This window comes from Rathayibacter sp. AY1E6 (genome assembly GCF_002931115.1).
Taxonomy (GTDB): domain Bacteria; phylum Actinomycetota; class Actinomycetes; order Actinomycetales; family Microbacteriaceae; genus Rathayibacter.
Window position 1 is genome coordinate 336,649 of record NZ_PSVK01000003.1, and the last position, 17,400, is coordinate 354,048.

The window sequence follows — 17,400 nt, forward strand, 5'->3', positions numbered from 1 at the left end:
GCTCGCCCGGGAATCAGGAGTGGTTCACGGGAAGCCAGATGCGCATCGACACGGGACCTCGGGATCCCCACGACCGGTACGGGGTGAGCGCCACGGTCAACGGCCGTCGGTGCGGGGTTCGAGGGATTCTGGAGAAGGGCCATTCGTGCTCGTCGCGTTCGGCGACGCTGCCGGCGAGCGTCACACGCCCCTCTCGTGCGATCGGGACCGCTCCGGCGTCCAGGGCGATGTCGTCGACGTGGGCGCCGGCGGGGAGGTCGACGGACTCGAGGCAGAGGATGTCCGGTCCGTGCTGGACGGCGACGGTGCCGCGGGTGGCATCGATCCTCTCGTCGGGCTGCACGAGGACGGGTTCGAAGGGGAGGTCGAGTTCGATCCGGTCGCCGACGCGGAAACGCCGTTCGAGGTGGAGCGTGCCGTGGAACGGTCCGGTCGGCGTCTCGGCAGCATCCCCGTCGGCGGAGACGACGACGACGTCCGCGTTCGTCGCCCAGGTCGGGATCCGCAGCGTCAGAGTCCACGGCTCGACGGGTGTGCGCGTGATGGTCACGGCGACTCGCCCCCGCTCCGGCAGGTCGCTGGAGACCTCCATCGAGACGTCTCCCTGGAGGAGAGCGGCGGAGATCGTGGCGGACGCGTACTGGTGCAGCTGCACACCCTTCGCATCGGTGGTGGCGAGGTAGCCGGACAGCGAGGCGAAGGTGCGGGCGAGGTTGTTGGGGCAGCAGGCGACGTCGAACCACGCCGCCCGCTGACTGGAGTCCGCGCGCTTGGACTGCTCCTCCGGGGAGGACGCGACGCCCGGCTCGCGCCGGTGGAGGGTGTTCGCGTAGAAGAAGGAGCGGCCGTCCTCGGACACGGCGGTGGCGATGATGTTGTGCAGAGTGCGTTCGATCAGGTCCGCGTAGCGCGGGCGGCCGGTGGCGAGCAGCAACCTCCACGAGAGCATGATCGAGCCCACGCCGGCGCAGGTCTCGCAGTACGCGCGGTCGTTGGGTAGCTCGAAGTCGGCGCCGAACGCTTCGTCCTGGTGATGCGAGCCCATTCCACCGGTGATGTAGGTCCGGCGTGCGACTGTGGCCTCCCACTGCCGCTCGACGATCGCGAGCAGCTCGGCGTCATCAGTGTCCACGGCGACGTCGACCACCGCGGACGTGAGGTAGAGGGCGCGCACCGCGTGTCCGCGGAGGACCTTGGCCTCGCGGATCGGGACGTCGTCCTGGAAGTAGGCGCGACCGAACTCGACGTCTTCCAGGCTCTGGTGACCGCGGCGGTCCAAGAACACGCGGGCTTGCTCGAGGTAGCGCTCCTCCCCCGTGGCGCGGGCGAACTCCGTGAGCGCGACCTCGATCTCCGGATGTCCGCAGACCGTCTGGCGGCCGTCCGCCCCGAACTCCGAGCAGATGTGGTCGGCGAGACGGCGCGCGGCCTGCGTGAACCCGTCCTCACCGTGGGTGCGCAGTCGCGCGACCGCGGCCTGGAGGAGGTGTCCGGCGTTGTACAGCTCATGGCCCCACTCGAGGTCGCTGTAACGCTCAGCCTGACCGTGCCGGCCGAAGCGGGTGCCGAGATAGCCGTCGCTCTCCTGCGCACTGACGATGCGGGCGGTGAGAGCGCGGATGATCGATTCGGTCTCCGGGTCCTCACGTCCGGCGGTGTGCCAGCAGAGCCCTTCGAGGGTCTTGTAGACCTCGGAGTCGGCGAACTCGCGTCCGCGACGGCCTTCGGCGAGTCCGCCCCCGACGGCGAGCTCGAAATTGCGCAGCCATCCGGCGCGCTCCAGCCAGCCGAGGTTGTGCTCGAAGGTGGCGGTCGCGTTGACGGCGACCCGACGTCCCCAGAACCCCTCCGGGTCCAGCTGGACCCGGTCGATGGCGAGGGGTGTCAGGGTCCCGGCGGCCGGGTCAACGGGCAGGGCTGGGGAGAAGGTCATGACGGGATCTTTCACGAGTGGCGCGGGACGAGAGGAAGGACGACTGCTACTTGACGCTGCCGACGGCGAGGCCCTCACGCAGCAGCCGGAACGACAGCACGTAGACGGCCAGCAGCGGCAGCGAGGAGATGACCGCGAGAGCCATCAGCCCGGGCCAGTCGATCCCGTACCCCGACGTCTGCTGCGCGATGAGAGCGCTGATCGGGTAGTTGACCGGAGAGAGGAAGAGGTTGATCGCGAAGAGGAACTCGCCCCAGGCGACGAGGAAGATCAGCGAGCCGACCGTCGCCATGCCGTTTCGAACGATCGGGACGACGACGGCGAAGAAGGTGCGCAGCCGACCGGCCCCGTCGATGGAGGCGGCCTCTTCGATGGCGTCGGGCACCGCGGCGAAGAACGGTCGCAGCAGCAGCACGGCCCACGGCAGCAACATCGCCGTATCGGCGAGGACGAGACCGGCGGTGGTGTCCAGAAGACCGAGCCTGCTGAAGATCGCGAACAGAGGGATGATGCTCGCCGTCTGCGGCACCATCTGCAGGAAGATCAGCAGCCCGAGGACGAGACCGGCGACGACGCCGTCGACGCGGCGCAGCGCGTAGGCGAACGGGACGCCGAGCGCGAGCACCAGTGCAGTGGTCCCGAGGGCGATCTGCGCCGACTGGGCGAGCGCCGTCGCGAGGGCGGGGTTCGCGAGCGCCTCCGCATAGGCGTCGAAGGAGGGCGCCGAGAGGATCGCTCCGCCGACCACGTCGCCCTGGCGCTTGAGGGAGGTGAGCACGATCCAGACAAGGGGCAGCCCGTACAGGACGTAGAGCACCACGCGTACGGTGAAGGCGACCGGCTCCCGGGTGCGGGACGGTCGCGCGACGCGGGTCGCAGCGCCGCCTCGCAGGCGGGTCAGGGGGGCGGTGAGGGTGCTCATCAGGACTCGCTCCTGGTCGATCGGACGTAGACGACGGCGAGGACCGCCACGATGGCGAGGGCGATGATGCCCGTCGCGGAACCAAGTCCGTAGTCGTGCTGGACGAAGGCCTGGGAGTAGCTGAGGTAGGGCAGCGTGGACGTCGCGTCTCCGGGGCCGCCGGCGGTCATCACGTAGATGAAGTCGAAGCTGCGGAAGGCGTAGACGACGGTCAGGATCGCCAGGATGACGGCGGTCGGCCGCGCCGCGGGGATGAGGATGCTCCGGATCTCCTGCCAGCGGCTCGCGCCGTCGACCGAGGCCGCCTCGAGGATCTCGGGGTCGATGCCCAGCAGAGCCGACCGGAAGACCAGCGCATTGAAGGGGATGACGGCCCAGGCGTTCACGATCGCGACCGAGAGCAGCGCGAACCTCGCGTCGTAGAGGAAGGGGACGCCCTCCGCCGAGAGGCCGGTCGCCCGCACGAGCGTGTTGACCAGACCCTGATCGGCGAGGAGGAACTTCCAGATGCTGCCGTTCACCACGGGCGGCATGGCCCAGATGAACACCATCATCCCCAGGAGGAAGGCACTGCCCAGCCGGGAGGAACGGAGGGCGATCGCCGCTCCGAGTCCTCCGACGACCCCGACGACCGTGACCAGGACCACGAAGGCCCCGGTGCGCAGCGTGGCGCCGCCGAGGTCGGAGCCCTGGAGCAGCGCGAGGAAGTTCTGCACTCCGACGAACGGCCAGTCCCCGTTGAGGGTTCCGGAGCTGACCTCGCTGACGCTCATCCTCATCAGCAGGTAGATGGGGTAGAGCGACAGCGCCGCGAGCAGCACTCCTCCCGGTGCGGCGAAGCCCAATCGGCCGCCGCCGACACCGGATCGTCTCCGGGTCGTGGTCGAGGTGCTGCTCACGGTCGCTCCGTTCGTCGGTGGTGAGGGACTACTGCGCGAGCAGCGGGGTGAGGGTGGTCATCAGATCGCTCGAGAGCTGTTCGGGTGACCCGTTGCCCGCCACGGCGGCACTCCACGATTCACCGACCGTCTGCAGGACCTTCGCGACGTTCTCCGAGGGGATCGCGGGGTCGGGGGAGGTGTGACCGTTGTCCTGCAGGATCGTCGCGAACTGCGAGAGGACCGGATCGCTCCCGACCTTCTCGTCCGCGGCGGCGTCCGCTCGCGACGGAATGGATCCGAATGCGTCGAGCAGCGTCAGCTGGCCCTTCTTCGAGAAGAACTCCTGCTCGAGGTACTCCTGCGCGAGCTCCTTGTTCTTGGAGAACGCGCCGACGTTCTGCACCTCGCCGCCGAGATACACGGAGCCCTTGTCGCCGACCGGGATCGGGACGACGCCGTACTCGAAGGATGCGTCCTTCTTCGCGGAGGCGATCTGCCAGTTGCCGTTCACCGCGAAGGCCGTGTTGCCGGCCTCGAACTGCTGGAAGGGGACCGTCTGGTCCCAGGTCGCCGCTTCCTTGGTGAGGTACCCCTTCGCGGTCCAGTCCTGGACCATCCCGAAGGCGTCCTCGAGGGGCTCCTGCTCGGGGGTCGTGTAGTCCCAGCCTGCCCGCGAGAGCCACGGGAACGCCTGCCACTCGCCCTCGGAGTTCGCCTTGCCGGTCAGGGTGATCCCGTCCTTGCCGGCTGCCTTCGCGAGGGCCAGGTCGGCCTCGAGCTCGTCGAAGGTGGTCGGGGGCTGCACGCCGAGCTCGGTGAGGATGTCCTGGTTGTACCAGAGGCCGATCAGGTTCACGAAGCCCTGCACGCCCATGACGTCGTCGCCGACCTTCTGGACGACGGCGTCGGGGAACTGGCCGGCGTCGGCGTACTCGTTCCACCAGTCGTTCATCGGCTCGATCGCCTTCGCCTCGGTGAGCGTGTAGGTGTCGGCCGCGTTGTAGACGACCACGTCCGGACCCGTCCCGGTTCCGGCAGCCTGCACGAGCTTGTTCGTCAGCTGATCGAACGGGACGTAGACGTTCTCGACCTGCACGCCGTCGTGAGTCGACTCGAAGTCCGACGCGAGGTCGTCGAGGCCGGCCGTCTGTCCGTCCACGGAGTAGTAGTGCCAGACCGTCAGGGTGTCGCCGCCGTTCCCGGCCGAGGCGCCTCCCGCGGACGACGGCGTGCAACCGCTGAGGAGAAGGGCCGCAGTGGCGGCTGTGACCGCTGCGACAATGCTGATCCGGGTGCTGTGACGCCTCACGACGTGCCTCGCTTTCACTGTCTTCATTGACTCGGCCACCTGGTGCCAGGCATTTCATCGATGAAATCGAGGACCGCTGTCGGCGATAGTAGAGCCGCCGGGCTACCTCCGTCAATATCCGCGATTCACCCGGTCATATCGCGGTGCGCTGGTCGAGGCGTGCATACTGTGCGCACCAGTTCATCGATGAAACGGAACGGCCATGACCTCGCACCCCGTCCACCGAGCGCACGGCATCGTGCACCCCGCCTTCACGGTCGGGACGATCGATTCGCGGCTCTTCGGATCGTTCGTGGAGCACCTGGGCCGAGGCGTCTACGGCGGCTTGCTCGATCCTTCGCACGAGAGCGCCGACGCCGACGGATTCCGCACCGACGTTCTCGCGCTCGTCGAGGAGCTCGGAGTCACGACCGTCCGCTACCCGGGCGGCAACTTCGTCTCGGCGTACGACTGGCGCGACGGCATCGGTCCGGTCGAGAATCGTCCCGTCCGGCTCGATCCGGCCTGGCACACCGTCGAGCCGAATCGCTTCGGGATCGACGAGTTCGTCCGCTGGTGCCGGGCGGCGCGCGTCGAGCCGATGATGGCGCTGAATCTCGGGACCGACGGAATCCGCTCGGCCCTGCACCTGCTGGAGTACGCGAACCACCCCGGCGGCACGACGCTCTCGGACGAGCGGCGCGCGAACGGCGCCGACGAGGCGCACGACATCCGGCTCTGGTGCATCGGCAACGAGATGGACGGGCCGTGGCAGATCGGCCATCTCAGCGCCGGCGAGTACGGGCGTCTCGCCGCCCGCACCGCCGCCGCCATGCGCGCACTCGACCCCGACCTCGAACTGATCGTCTGCGGCAGCTCGAACGACCGGATGGCCACCTTCGGAGCCTGGGAGCAGGAGGTGCTGCTGCACACGGTCGAGCACGTCGACTTCGTCTCGTGCCACCAGTACTTCCGCTACGACGGCGACCTCTCCGCGTTCCTCGCCTCCGGCGTCGCCATGGACCGCTTCATCACCGCCATCGCCGACACGATCGGACAGGTCCGAGCACAGAGGCGATCAGAGCGTCCGATCGCCATCTCCTTCGACGAGTGGAACGTGTGGGACTTCGTCGCACACGATGAACGAGTCGCCGGAGGGCTCGAATGGGAGGAGGCGCCCCGACTCCTCGAGGACCGCTACACGGCAGCGGACGCCGTCGTCGTGGGCGACATGCTCATCAGCATGATCAACAGAGCCGACATCGTCCGGGCAGCGAGCATGGCTCAGCTGGTGAACGTCATCGGTCCGATCATGACCGAGCCGGACGGCCCCGCCTGGCGGCAGAGCACCTTCTGGCCGTTCGCCCAGGCACGGCGCTCCGCCGGCGCCACCGCGCTCCGGACCGTCGTCGAGGCGGACAGCACGGGAGCGGGCGATGACTCCGCTCCCGTCCTCGCCTTCGCCGCAGCGGCGCACGCCGACGGCTCGCTCGACCTGATGATCGTCAACCGCGCGACCGACGGCGTCACGGACACCACGGTCGACCTCACGTCGTTCCCCACCCTCACGGTGACAGAGGCACTGATCCTCCGACACGAGGACCCCTTCGCGACGAACTCGGCGGAGCTCCCCGACACCGTCACTCCGCGGCCCCTCGCCGTAGCGCTGACCGACGGCGTCCTCTCGCTCCGGATCCCCGCCATCGCCTGGGTGACCGTGCGCCTCTCGCCGACCGTCGACCGTCGACCTGGGATGATCGGGGAACGCTCATGGGAGGGATGATGCCGATGCCGCGATCGCGAACCCGCCCGGTGACCATGGCCGATGTCGGCGCTGCTGCAGGCGTCACCGCGCGCACGGTCTCCAACGTGCTCAGCGGCAACGCCAACGTCAGACCCGAGACCCGCGATCTCGTCCTCAAGGCAGTCCGCGATCTCGGATACCAACTCAACGTCTCCGCGCGCGGACTGCGCACCGGCCAGACCGGGCTCATCACCCTCGCGATCCCGGATCTCGCGATCGAGTACTTCGGCCAGCTCGCGACGGTCATCATGTCGGAGGCCGAGCGGCACAGCTGGACCGTGATCATCCAGCAGACCGGAGCGCGCCGAGACGCCGAGCTCGCCGTCCTCTCCGGCTCCAGCCGCCAGCTGTCGGACGGACTGATCTTCCAGCCCCACGCACTCGGCCCCGGAGACGAGAAAGTACTCGTCGGGGACCGCCCACTCGTTCTCCTGGGCGACAGGATCTTCGACGGCCCGGTCGATCACGTGACCATGGCGAACACAGCCGCCGCGGCCACCGCCACGCAGTACCTGATCGACCGCCAACACCGGCGCATCGCCGCGATCGGCAGCAACCCCGCCGGCGGATCCGTCAGCGCCGCAGCACTCCGCTTGGACGGATACCGCGGTGCCCTCGAGGCGAACGCGATCCCGTTCGACCCCGCCCTCGTCGCGGTCGCCACCGAGTGGCACCACGCCGACGGCGCCGTCGCGATGACGCAGCTGCTCGACTCCCGCGTCCCTCTGGACGCCGTCTTCTGCTTCAACGACACCCTGGCCTTCGGGGCACTGCACGCACTGCACGTTCGCGGCATCCGCGTACCGGAGGACATCGCCGTCGTCGGCTTCGACAACGTCACCGCCGCCGCCTACGCGATACCCGCCCTCACCACGATCGATCCCGGCAGCCGCCAGATCGCCAAGACGGCCGTCGACCTCCTCGCTCAGCGCATCCGGAACGGCCCTCCGGCGCACCCGAGCGAGATCGTCGTCGAGCACTCGCTCATCTCCCGCCGCAGCGCGTAGCACAAGCACATTCGTCAGCGACGAGCCGGTCCGCGCCCGAGAACACGTCTGGCTTTGATCGCTGCGACCTTCTCCTTCGTGCCCTCGTACCAGGGAACGGTGCGCAGCAGCGCGGCGCGGGAGCCAGTAGAGAGCATCACGGCGCGGCCGCGGGGCATCGCTCCGAGCTCGTCCACGGTCAGGATCCGTTCGCGCTTCAAGGCGGTCGAGGTCGAGCGGACGCCCTTGTTATAGCTGGCGGAGGTCGTTTCGCGGTCGTAGTCACCGACGAGCTCGGAGACGTTCTGCAGGAAGTCGTTCTCCTTGACGCTGCCGAGGTAGAAGAACGCGTTCGATGCGCTCCACAGCTTCAACATGCCCTCCTTGCCCCGTGCCGCTCATCCAGGCGTCGATCCTCCCGCCCGACGGCAGGCGCGCCTAGCCGCGAGGCCCGCGTCTCTGCGGGACGGAGGCGCCGTCGTCCCCGCGGCGGGACGGCGCCCGTCACTCCTGTGGTGGAAGCGCGCCCGTCACTCCTGTTCGGCCGCCGCGAGGGCGCGGTCGAGCCAGTCCGCGAGCAGCAGGCGCTCTGCGGGCGTGAGGCCGGCGAGCTCCGGTGCGAGGGCCCGGACGCCGACGAGGGCGGTGAGCCGCCCGCCGTCGCCGGGGGAGGGTGGGTCGGCGAGGATCCCCGCGAGCACGCTGTCGAGCGCGGCGTCGGCGAGACCGGGGTCGCGGTCGGCGGCGGGGGTGGAGAGCAGGGTGGTGACCACGCCGGTGCCCGCCGCCTGGATGAGGCCGACGGCGCGCTCCTCCGGCACGCGGAGGCGGCCCTCGGCGGCCACTCGCTGCACGCGCGCGGCGAGGACCCGCCGCCCGGAGAGGGCGGCCGGCGATCCGGAGGCGCGGCCCGGATCGCTGAGGAGGCGGAAGAGCGCGGGGTTGGCCAGGCCGAACTCCACCTGCGCGGCCCAGCCCGAGCGCAGGTCCTCGACCGGGTCGACGCCCCCGGCGACGGCCGCTTCGACCGTCCGCGCCTTGGAGTCGACCCAGGTGGCCAGCACGTGCTCCGCGACCGCCTCGAGCAGGCCGTCCTTGTCGCCGAAGAGGCGGTAGATCGCCGGGGCCTGCAGCCCGGCCGCCTGGGCGACCGCTCGCGTGGTGACGGCGGCGGGGCCCTCGTCGCGGAGGAGGCCGGCGGCCGCCTCGACGATGCGCAGGCGCGTGTCGGTCGGAGGAGTGGGGCTGGTCACGTATCGACGGTAGCGCACGGTTGCTATCAAGGGAATTCCGTGGTTATCTTCCTCGTGGTATCGCTGATACCCCTCATCGGAAGGCTCTCCCCATGATCATCGTGACCGGTGCCACCGGCGCTCTGAACGGCGCCACCGTCGACCACCTCCTCGACTCCGTCCCCGCCTCCGGGATCGCCGTCGTCGCCCGCGACGCCTCGAAGGCCGCCCGCTTCGCGGAGCGCGGAGTGGAGGTGCGCGTCGGCGACTACGCCGACCCCGCCTCCCTCCCGGCCGCCTTCGACGGAGCGGATCAGCTGCTCCTCGTCTCCTCGAGCGACCCGCGGGCCGACGCCGTCGCCCTGCACCGCACCGCCGTCGAGGCGGCCGTCGCGGCCGGAGTCGGACGGGTCCTCTACACGAGCCACCAGGGCGCCGCCGCCGACACCCCCTTCGGCCCGGGCCGGGACCACGCGGCGACCGAGCGCCTGCTCGCCGAGTCCGGACTCGCCTGGACGTCGCTCCGCAACGGCTTCTACGCGCACAGCCTCGGTCTGTTCCTCGGACCGTGGCGGGAGACCGGCGTGATCGAGGTCCCCTCGGACGGTCGCGTCTCGTGGACGGCCCGCGAGGACGAGTCGGAGGCGGCCGCCCGGCTTCTCCTCTCGGGGAGCCCGCAGGACGGGCCGATCATGCTGACCGCGACGGAGGCTCCGACGTTCGAGGAGATCGCCGGGATCGCGGCCGAGGTCGGCGGGCGGCCCGTCGAGCTGCGCGTCCTCGGCGACGACGAGTGGGTCGCCGCGCGCGTCGCGGCGGGTCAGTCCGAGTTCCTCGTGCGCTTCACCCTCGGGATGCGCCGGGCGGCCGAGCGCGGCTTCTTCGCGGGCACCGGCCCCGAGCTCGGGCGCCTCCTCGGACGCGAGCCGCGCAGCGTCCGCGACCTGCTCGAAGCCGGGCAGGCAGCCGTCGCCGGATGACGCCGGGCGGGCCGCCCCGGGCCCGCCCGCGTGACGAGGCGCCGCGCCGTCCGTCGAAGCGCGGCCGAGGCGGCGGCGTCTCGGCGTCAGGGCGGTTTCCCGGCTCCCCCCGCACGACGACGGGAGCCCGCCGCACCGGTGAGGTGCGACGGGCTCCCGAGGAGTGCCGTGCGTCAGCCGCAGCTGCGCGCGCTGTAGGGCGCGGTGGCCGTGGCCGTGACGGTCTTGCCGTCGACCGTGGCCGTGCCGGTGACCGTCGCCTCGCCCGCGGCGAGCTGCGTCGAGCGCACCGTGAACGCGGCGGAGCCGGAGGCGCCCGGCTTCACGCCGGCGATCGTCTTCACGCCCTCCGGGGTGCTGATCGAGACGTCCATCGGCACCGTGTCTCCGTTCTTGCCGACGACCGTCAGCACGACCTTGCCGGCGACGCAGCGCGACGTGGCGGTCGCGCTCACCTTCAGCGAGGACTGCACGGTGACCGTGACCTGCACAGGCATGCGCGACGCGTCCTGCGCGACGCCCGAGACCGTGAAGGTCCCGGCCGTGGCGTAGGCGGCGGGCGCGACGGCGTCCCAGGCCACGTCGACCGTGCTGGTGGTGCCGGCGGCGGTCGTGATCGTGGCGCGGGGCAGGACCGGCGCGGTGCCGACCGTGGTCGTCGCGGTCAGCGGAGCGACCGAGGCGACGGCCAGGCCGGGGGCGTAGCCCTCGAGCACCTTCTGGTACTCGGAGCGCGTCACCGGGATGACCGTGCCGTGGCGCGGCTTGCCGCCGTCGGCGTTCTGCGGCAGGCCCGTGCGGAGCTTCGCTCCGAGCGGCTGCCAGGAGTCGCCGTTCGCGAGGTCGTCGGTGCCGAACGGGATGTAGTGGTTCGGCCCGTCGTGGTAGTTCGGCTGGTCGATGAAGAGGAACCAGTCGAGGCCGTTCACGTCGCCCTCGTTGGCGGGGAAGACGTTGGGGCCCTCGCCGCTGGTGAAGGTCTTCCCGGGCTCGCCGTTGGGCAGGCCCGAGGCCACCTTCTCCTTGACCAGCGACCACTCGTCCGCCGGTCCGCCGGTGCCGGGCAGCGAGCCCGAGACGGTGGCCAACAGGTCGGTGCTCTTCTCCTCGCGGAGGGTCATCGACGCCTCGTCCTTGGTGAAGCGGTAGTAGGTGTCGCCGTCCTTCGCGACCGTCGAGTCGATGGTGCCCTTGCCGGCGCCGCGCTTGACGTCGATCCACGGCTTCGCCTCCGAGAAGGAGGTGAAGTCCTCGGTCGTCGCGTACATCATCTGGTTGTAGGTGACGGAGGCCCGGTCGGCCGTGTTCGTGGTCGGGTACATGTTCGAGGCCCAGAACACGACGTAGGTCTGGAGCTCGTCGTCCCAGTACGCCTCGGGGGCCCAGGTGTTGCCGGCGAAGTCGGTGGAGACCTTGACGTGGCGCTGGGCGGACCAGTTCACCAGGTCGGTCGACTCCCAGACCTCGATGTACTTCGAGCCCGACTTCTGCGCGGTGTCGAAGCCGCCGGGGAGCCCGTCGATCTTCAGGTCGGTGGCGAGCATGAAGAACTTGTCGCCCTCGTGCGAGCGGATGATGAACGGGTCGCGCAGGCCCATCGTCCCCAGGTTCGAGGTGAAGACCGGCTTGCCGCCGTTCAGCGTGTTCCAGCTCAGCGCGTCGTTGCCCTTCGAGGCGGCGAGGCTGATGCGCTCGGCGCCGTCGCCCTCTCCGGTGAAGAACGCCCAGACGTACGCCTCGGTGTCGTCGGTGCCGGCGGGGAGCGGCTGCACCCGGAGGGTGAAGTCGCGGGTCCGGGTGGTGGATCCGCTGGTCGCGGTCGCGCGGACGACCACGTCGATCGCGGGGCTCCCGGTCGCGGGGCGGTCGACGTCGACGGTGCGGGTGCCGGCGGCGCTGCCGTCGCGGACGGTCGCTCCGCTCGGGCTGACGACGCTCCAGGCGATGCTCGAGCCGAGCGTGCCGGTGGTGGGCACCGAGACGTTCGTCCGGATGTCGCCGACGTTCGGGATGGCGATCGCGGCGAGGTCGCGCTGGACCTTCGTCGCGTCGTCCAGCTGCGCGGCGACGCGCACCGCGTAGTCGACCGAGCGGGTCTCGGTGCCGACCCTGTAGGTGGCGGTGAGGGTGGCGGTGGCGTCCGGCTGCCCCGCGGCGGGGCGCGTGACGGTCGCGGTGCCGCCGGTGATGGCCACGGCCGCGCTGTTCGACGTCCAGGTGATGCCGACGCCGCTGGCGGTGGTGGGCACCGTGAAGCCGGCGGTCGCCTCCGTGGGCACCGTGACCGACGCGACGGCGCGGTCGAGGGCCTGCGAGGAGTAGAGCGCCTGCACGGAGCTGCTGCTGAGGGCGCTGTCGTAGACGGCGAAGTCGTCCATCTCGCCGTTCCAGCCCGGGTCGTTGTAGGTCGAGCGCGCGATGTACGCGACGAGCGACGGGCCGAACGAGGAGACGTCGCGGGCGATCGTGCTCTGCGAGATCTGCGCGCCGTTGACGTACACGGTGAGCTTGCCGGTCGAGCCGTCGATGACGGTCGTGTAGAGCGAGAGGCCCGAGGGGGTGCGCGCGCCGACGGTCGGGGTGCCCGTCGCTCCGGCTCCGACCTCGGTGTTGTAGGGAGCGCCCGCGTTGACCGAGTTGGTGACGACCGACTTGGTGTAGCCGGAGAGGTTGCTCGGGTTGAGCAGCCAGTAGCCGGAGGAGAACGAGGCGCCGGAGGCGACGGGCGCTCCGACGAACGCGGCGGCGACGTTGCCGGTCCCGCCCTTGTGGGCGAGCCAGGTCGAGAAGGTCAGGTCCTTCTTGCCGACGAGGCCGGCGGTGGGGATCTCGAGGTAGGGGGCGGCCGCGGCGGATCCGCCGGGGAGGCTGATGAGCCCGTTGCGGAACTGGGCCCCGGAGCCGCGCAGCGTCGCGCTGTAGCCGTTGCCGCTGGTGTCGGCGACCGTGGTGCCGGTGGGGGCGGTGTCGAACGTGTAGTGGAGGAGCGGGGTCTCGGTGGCTCCGAAGGCGGAGCTGGGGACCGTGGCGCCGAGCAGCGCCGTGGCGGCGACGGTCGCGACCGCCAGAGCGGTCCTCACCGCCGATCGTGATCGTCTCATGTAGCTAGGCCCTCGTGATCGGGTGCGGCGTCGAGGCACGATCCGCAGGGCCGCGGAGGTGTGCGTCTTCGCACGGGATGTGAAAGTGAACATCCTAGATCGCGGTACCGGATCCTGACCAGACCCCGGGAGAGGTCTGCGGGCTCGTGCAGAACGCCCGCCGAGAGCGCGATCCCTCGCCCGCCGACGCACAGGCCCTCCTCTCCGCCGACGTTCTGCAGGAGCCGGCCGGGTGGCACGATGTCCGCATGGCCTCCGACCGCCCCGTCCTGCTCGTCGTCGACGTCGCCGACGGCGGCCGCGAGGATCCCGAGTTCGAGATCGAGCTGCAGCTGCTGACCGCGAGCGTCGTCACGGCCGCCACCGCCGCGGGCTTCGTGGTCGACCGCGTCCCTGCCGAGCAGGCCGGCGCCGCCGAGCTCGAGCGCCGGCTCGCCGCCGCCGACGCCGTCGTGGTCACCGGAGGGGAGGACGTCGACCCGTCCCTCTACGGCGGCCGGCCCGACGACCCGCACCGAGGCCAGTCCTTCCCCGCGGCCGACCGCGCGCAGATCGCGCTCGTCCGCCGTGCCGTCGAGACGCGGACCCCGCTGGTCGGGATCTGCCGCGGGATGCAGCTGGTCAACGTCGCCCTCGGCGGCGACCTCGTGCAGCACCTGCCCGGCGCGGGTCACGTCGGCCGGTCGGTCCCCGGCGAGCACCTGTCGGGGATGGTCGACCACCGCGTGGTGCTCGAGCCGGGCAGCGCCCTCGCCGGCATCCTCGGCGCCGCGGAGCTCGACGTCCGCAGCTCCCACCACCAGGCCGTCGACCGTCCGGGCGAGGGCCTCGTCGTGGTCGGCCGCGCCGACGACGGCACCGTCGAGGCCCTCGAGCACGAGTCCGCGCCGCTCTGGTGCGTGCAGTGGCACCCGGAGGACGCGGGCTCGCGAGGCACCGTGCTCACGGACCTGCTCGAGGCGGCGCTCGCCGCGACCGCTACTTGATCGACCCGCGCATCACTCCGCTGACCACCCAGCGCTGCGCGAAGAGGTACACGATCAGCAGCGGCGCCATCGCCATCAGGTAGGACGCGAAGGCGACGGTGTAGTTCGTGTTGAACTGCCCCTGGAAGACGTACTCGGCCAGCGGCAGGGTGCGGGCGGACGGGTCCGAGAGCACCACGAGCGGCAGGATGAAGTCGTTCCACGCCCACACGCAGGTCAGGATCCCGACGGTCGCGTTCATCGGGCCGAGCAGCGGGAAGATCACCTGCCAGTAGGTCCGCCAGGTCGAGGCGCCGTCGGTGCGCGCCGCCTCCTCGAGCTCGATGGGGATCGAGCGGATGAAGGCGGTGTAGATGAACGTGTTGATCGAGAGCCCGAACACGGCGTAGAGCAGGATCAGCCCGGCCTGGTTGTCCAGGCCCAGCAGGGCCGTCTCCTTCACCACCGGCAGCATGATGATCGGGAACGGCACGAAGACCGCGGCGAGCAGGTAGAAGTAGACGCCCTTGAAGAACGGCCTGTGCATGTTCCGGGCGACCGCGTAGGCGACCATCGAGTTCGAGAACAGCGTCAGCACGACGGCTCCGACCGTGATCAGCGCGGTGTTCACGAAGGCCTGCGGGAAGCGGGTCGCCGTCCACGCCTCGGCGAAGTTGCCCCACGAGATCGAGGTCGGCAGCTCGAACCCGGTGCCGCCGAGCTGGTCGGGCGTCTTTAGCGCGGTCACGACGGCGAAGTAGAGCGGCAGGAGGATCGTCAGCGAGCAGACCGCGATGAGCGCGGTCGCCCACCAGTTGATCCGGTAGGTGTCGCGGGAGGGCCGGCGCCGCCCCTCGGGCTCGCCGAGGGCGATGGCGGTCGTGGGGGTGATGGTCGATGTCATCAGAACGACGCCTCTCTGCGGCTGAGGACTCGGAACTGGATCAGCGAGACCACGATGATGATGAGGAAGTAGAGGACGGCGTTGGCCGTCTGATAGGCGTACTCGCCGCCCTGGAAGCCGCCGCGGTAGATCAGCAGCGTGATCGACTCCGTCGAGGTGCCGGGACCGCCGTTGGTGAGGGCGATGATGTGGTCGAACACCTGGAGGAAGTTCTTCATCGAGATGACCATGTTGATCGTGAAGAAGGAGGCGATCAGCGGGAACGTGATCGAGGTGAACTGCCGCCACCTCCCCGCTCCGTCGAGCGAGGTCGCCTCGTAGAGCTCGCCCGGGATGGTCTGGAGTCCGGCGAGGTAGATGATGATCGAGAAGGCCGAGGCCTGCCAGACCGCCAGCACCACGATCGCCACCCACGCCCAGTCGGCGTTCGCGAGGATGTTCTCGCCGATCACCGGGATCGCGCCGAGGATCTGCGGCAGCGAGTTCGCGAAGAGGTACTGGAACACGTAGCCGATGACCAGGGTCGAGAGCACGTAGGGGATGAAGTAGATCCCGCGGAACGCCGTCTGGAACTTGATCCGCGCGTTGAGGGCGACGGCGATGGCGAGCGAGATCACGTTCACGAGCACGGTCGCCACGATCGCGAAGCCGAAGGTGAACCCGTAGGCCTTCCAGACGCGGTCGTCCTGGAGGAGCGCGAGGTAGTTCGAGGCGCCGATCAGGTCCCAGGAGCCGTAGCCCGCGTAATCCGTGAAGCTGAAGAATATTCCGGTGAGGACCGGGACCGTGTGGAGCACGAAGAAGAGCAGGACGGCGGGGACCGTCATCCAGTAGAAGGTCTTCGAGGTGCGCCCGATGGTGCGCTTGCGGCGCGCGGGCGGCGGAGGAGTGGTCGCCACCGCCTGCGCGGCGGCCGTCGTGGTCGTGGTCATGGGGTCACTTCCTGGTCGTGCGTGCCGCGACTTTGCGCCACTCACTGTCGAGGGTCCGGAGCGCCGCGTCGGCGTCCCCGCTGGCGAGGAACGCCTGGAGCGTGGGGTTGAGCGGGATGCTCGCGGGGATCTGGTGGTCGACGAAGCCGATCAGCCGTCCCTGCTCGAAGTAGGGCTGCAGCTCGGCCAGCGTGGGGTCCGAGTTGGGTGCGGCGCCGACCAGCGGTGAGAAGGCGGCCTGGCTCGCGACGTAGGGCTCGACGACTCCGGGGGTCAGCAGGAAGTCGACGAAGCGGCGGGCCGCGTCGAGCTTCGGAGTGCCGCGGCCGATGGCGACGGCCACGTCGACGCCCGAGGTGACCCGCGTGTCCGCCGGGTCGTCGAGCACCGGGTAGGGGAAGACGCCGAGGTCGATGTCCGGGTTGTTCGTGCGCACCGGGTTGATCGCCCAGATGCCCTGCGGGTACATGGCCGCCTCACCCGCGGCGAAGGCCTGGTTGCCGTCGTCGTAGCCGCGGCCGAACGAGCCCTCCTGCGTGTACGAGAAGAGCTGCCCGAGCCGCTCCATCGTCGTCGCGTAGTCCTTCGAGAACGAGACGGGGGAGTCGGGGCCGAGCGCCGCTCCCTCCTCGCGCATCGCGTCGAAGAAGCCGTCCGGCTGCAGCTGCCCACCGAGCGCGTTGAAGGCGGGGGCGCCGGTCCAGTTGTCGAGCAGGGCGCCGTAGAAGGGAGTGATCCCGGCGGCGGTGAGCGTCTCGCAGACGGCGATCAGCTCGTCCCAGGTGGTCGGCACCTCGATCCCGTTCTCGGCGAAGATCGTGCGGTTGTAGAGGATCCCGTCCGCGTTGTTCGCGAAGGCGAGCGCGTTCACCTCCTTCCCCTCGAAGCTGCCGAGGGCGGCGAGGATGTCGAGGGCCGCCGGGTTCACCCGCTCGACCAGCTCGTCGCCGGTGAAGTCGTGGAACACGCCGGCCTTCGCGAGGTCGGCGTAGTAGCCGCTGCCGTTCAGGGTCAGCACGTCCGGCACCTTGTCCTTGACGAGCAGGGTGCGGATGGCCGTGTCGGGGTCGGGCACGTTGTTGGCGATGACCCGGATGTCCGGGTTGGCCGCCTCGAACTCGCGGATGATCCGCGCGAAGTCCTCCACCGCCTCCGCCTTGAACTGGAAGAAGTCGAGCGTGGTCACTCCGTCGCCGGCGCCGGGGGAGGCGCAGGAGGCGAGGGCCGCGGCGGACGCCGCGGCGAGCGGCACCGAGAGGAACAGCCGCCGGGAGAACCCGGGGGGATGCGGATGAGCGGACATGCGGCGCCTCCTTGCGCGTGGGGACAGGTCTCAGGGCGCGCTCGACCGCGGAGGGCGGTGCGAGAGCAGGTGCGGCGGCGGGGGCGAGATCCGAGACGTCCCACTCGATGCCGAGGTGGCCGGGCAGCGCGGTGCCGGCGCGGAAGGCGAGCGAGTGGGTGCGCTGCGT

At 70.3% G+C, this 17,400-nt stretch carries 14 protein-coding genes; 4 read left to right on the forward strand and 10 right to left on the reverse strand.

From position 1 onward, the window contains the following. Window positions 1-13: 13 nt before the first annotated feature. Genes C5C46_RS05075 through C5C46_RS05090 form a run of 4 tightly spaced genes read right to left on the reverse strand, consistent with a single transcriptional unit; the run spans window position 14 to window position 5,045 of the window. Entirely contained in the window at window positions 14-1,933 is a 1,920-nt protein-coding gene (locus C5C46_RS05075) for a glycoside hydrolase family 127 protein (protein ID WP_104225865.1), read from the reverse strand. Between the two features lie 46 nt (window positions 1,934-1,979). Beyond that, window positions 1,980-2,855: a carbohydrate ABC transporter permease gene (locus C5C46_RS05080; protein WP_104224039.1), complete on the reverse strand. Its 876-nt coding sequence runs from the start codon at window positions 2,853-2,855 to the stop codon at window positions 1,980-1,982. Further along, window positions 2,855-3,754 (reverse strand): carbohydrate ABC transporter permease, encoded by a 900-nt coding sequence (locus C5C46_RS05085; protein WP_104247247.1) that lies wholly within the window; start codon window positions 3,752-3,754, stop codon window positions 2,855-2,857. The genes C5C46_RS05080 and C5C46_RS05085 overlap by 1 nt, the downstream gene beginning before the upstream one ends. Window positions 3,755-3,782: 28 nt before the next feature. Continuing rightward, complete coding sequence (locus C5C46_RS05090; RefSeq protein WP_181074959.1) at window positions 3,783-5,045, reverse strand: extracellular solute-binding protein; 1,263 nt, start codon at window positions 5,043-5,045, stop codon at window positions 3,783-3,785. Between the two features lie 202 nt (window positions 5,046-5,247). Here C5C46_RS05090 and C5C46_RS05095 point away from each other — a divergent pair, with 202 nt between their 5' ends. Together C5C46_RS05095 and C5C46_RS05100 are read left to right on the forward strand one after the other, a co-directional pair. Then, entirely contained in the window at window positions 5,248-6,807 is a 1,560-nt protein-coding gene (locus C5C46_RS05095; RefSeq protein WP_104225868.1) for an alpha-N-arabinofuranosidase, read from the forward strand. Between the two features lie 5 nt (window positions 6,808-6,812). Next, window positions 6,813-7,835: a LacI family DNA-binding transcriptional regulator gene (locus tag C5C46_RS05100; RefSeq protein WP_104225899.1), complete on the forward strand. Its 1,023-nt coding sequence runs from the start codon at window positions 6,813-6,815 to the stop codon at window positions 7,833-7,835. 14 nt (window positions 7,836-7,849) lie between these two features. On the opposite strand, the gene C5C46_RS05105 is transcribed toward C5C46_RS05100, so the two are convergent. Beyond that, window positions 7,850-8,191 carry a TraM recognition domain-containing protein gene (locus C5C46_RS05105; RefSeq protein ID WP_104225869.1) on the reverse strand — a complete coding sequence of 114 codons (342 nt, stop codon included), beginning with the start codon at window positions 8,189-8,191 and terminating at the stop codon, window positions 7,850-7,852. Window positions 8,192-8,344: 153 nt separating this feature from the next. After that, entirely contained in the window at window positions 8,345-9,067 is a 723-nt protein-coding gene (locus C5C46_RS05110) for a TetR/AcrR family transcriptional regulator (protein ID WP_104225870.1), read from the reverse strand. 92 nt (window positions 9,068-9,159) lie between these two features. Between C5C46_RS05110 and C5C46_RS05115 the strand changes: the two genes are divergently transcribed. Beyond that, window positions 9,160-10,026, forward strand: coding sequence for an NAD(P)H-binding protein (locus C5C46_RS05115; protein ID WP_104225871.1), 867 nt, complete (start codon window positions 9,160-9,162; stop codon window positions 10,024-10,026). A gap of 173 nt (window positions 10,027-10,199) precedes the next feature. Here the strand turns inward: C5C46_RS05115 and C5C46_RS05120 are convergent, their stop codons facing one another. Continuing rightward, entirely contained in the window at window positions 10,200-13,106 is a 2,907-nt protein-coding gene (locus C5C46_RS05120) for an immunoglobulin-like domain-containing protein (protein ID WP_181136489.1), read from the reverse strand. A gap of 269 nt (window positions 13,107-13,375) precedes the next feature. Here C5C46_RS05120 and C5C46_RS05125 point away from each other — a divergent pair, with 269 nt between their 5' ends. Then, window positions 13,376-14,113: a gamma-glutamyl-gamma-aminobutyrate hydrolase family protein gene (locus C5C46_RS05125; RefSeq protein WP_146076900.1), complete on the forward strand. Its 738-nt coding sequence runs from the start codon at window positions 13,376-13,378 to the stop codon at window positions 14,111-14,113. On the opposite strand, the gene C5C46_RS05130 is transcribed toward C5C46_RS05125, so the two are convergent. The 3 genes from C5C46_RS05130 to C5C46_RS05140 are packed head-to-tail and all read right to left on the reverse strand — an operon-like array spanning window position 14,106 to window position 17,231. Continuing rightward, a complete protein-coding gene (locus C5C46_RS05130; protein ID WP_347877594.1) occupies window positions 14,106-14,996 on the reverse strand; it encodes a carbohydrate ABC transporter permease in 891 nt (296 codons plus the stop codon). The genes C5C46_RS05125 and C5C46_RS05130 overlap by 8 nt on opposite strands. After that, a complete protein-coding gene (locus C5C46_RS05135; RefSeq protein WP_104225874.1) occupies window positions 14,996-15,928 on the reverse strand; it encodes a carbohydrate ABC transporter permease in 933 nt (310 codons plus the stop codon). The genes C5C46_RS05130 and C5C46_RS05135 overlap by 1 nt, the downstream gene beginning before the upstream one ends. 4 nt (window positions 15,929-15,932) lie before the next feature. Beyond that, window positions 15,933-17,231, reverse strand: a complete 1,299-nt coding sequence (locus tag C5C46_RS05140) for an ABC transporter substrate-binding protein (protein WP_104224030.1) — start codon at window positions 17,229-17,231, stop codon at window positions 15,933-15,935. Window positions 17,232-17,400: the final 169 nt, after the last annotated feature.

Excerpts from the sequence above, each read along its gene's own strand:
- C5C46_RS05105 (WP_104225869.1), bottom strand. The coding sequence starts at position 8,191 with ATGTTGAAGCTGTGGAGCGCATCGAACGCGTTCTTCTACCTCGGCAGC.
- C5C46_RS05095 (WP_104225868.1), top strand. The coding sequence starts at position 5,248 with ATGACCTCGCACCCCGTCCACCGAGCGCACGGCATCGTGCACCCCGCC.
- C5C46_RS05125 (WP_146076900.1), top strand. The coding sequence starts at position 13,376 with ATGGCCTCCGACCGCCCCGTCCTGCTCGTCGTCGACGTCGCCGACGGC.
- C5C46_RS05080 (WP_104224039.1), bottom strand. The coding sequence starts at position 2,855 with ATGAGCACCCTCACCGCCCCCCTGACCCGCCTGCGAGGCGGCGCTGCG.
- C5C46_RS05100 (WP_104225899.1), top strand. The coding sequence starts at position 6,813 with ATGCCGCGATCGCGAACCCGCCCGGTGACCATGGCCGATGTCGGCGCT.
- C5C46_RS05115 (WP_104225871.1), top strand. The coding sequence starts at position 9,160 with ATGATCATCGTGACCGGTGCCACCGGCGCTCTGAACGGCGCCACCGTC.
- C5C46_RS05130 (WP_347877594.1), bottom strand. The coding sequence starts at position 14,996 with ATGACATCGACCATCACCCCCACGACCGCCATCGCCCTCGGCGAGCCC.
- C5C46_RS05075 (WP_104225865.1), bottom strand. The coding sequence starts at position 1,933 with ATGACCTTCTCCCCAGCCCTGCCCGTTGACCCGGCCGCCGGGACCCTG.
- C5C46_RS05135 (WP_104225874.1), bottom strand. The coding sequence starts at position 15,928 with ATGACCACGACCACGACGGCCGCCGCGCAGGCGGTGGCGACCACTCCT.
- C5C46_RS05140 (WP_104224030.1), bottom strand. The coding sequence starts at position 17,231 with ATGTCCGCTCATCCGCATCCCCCCGGGTTCTCCCGGCGGCTGTTCCTC.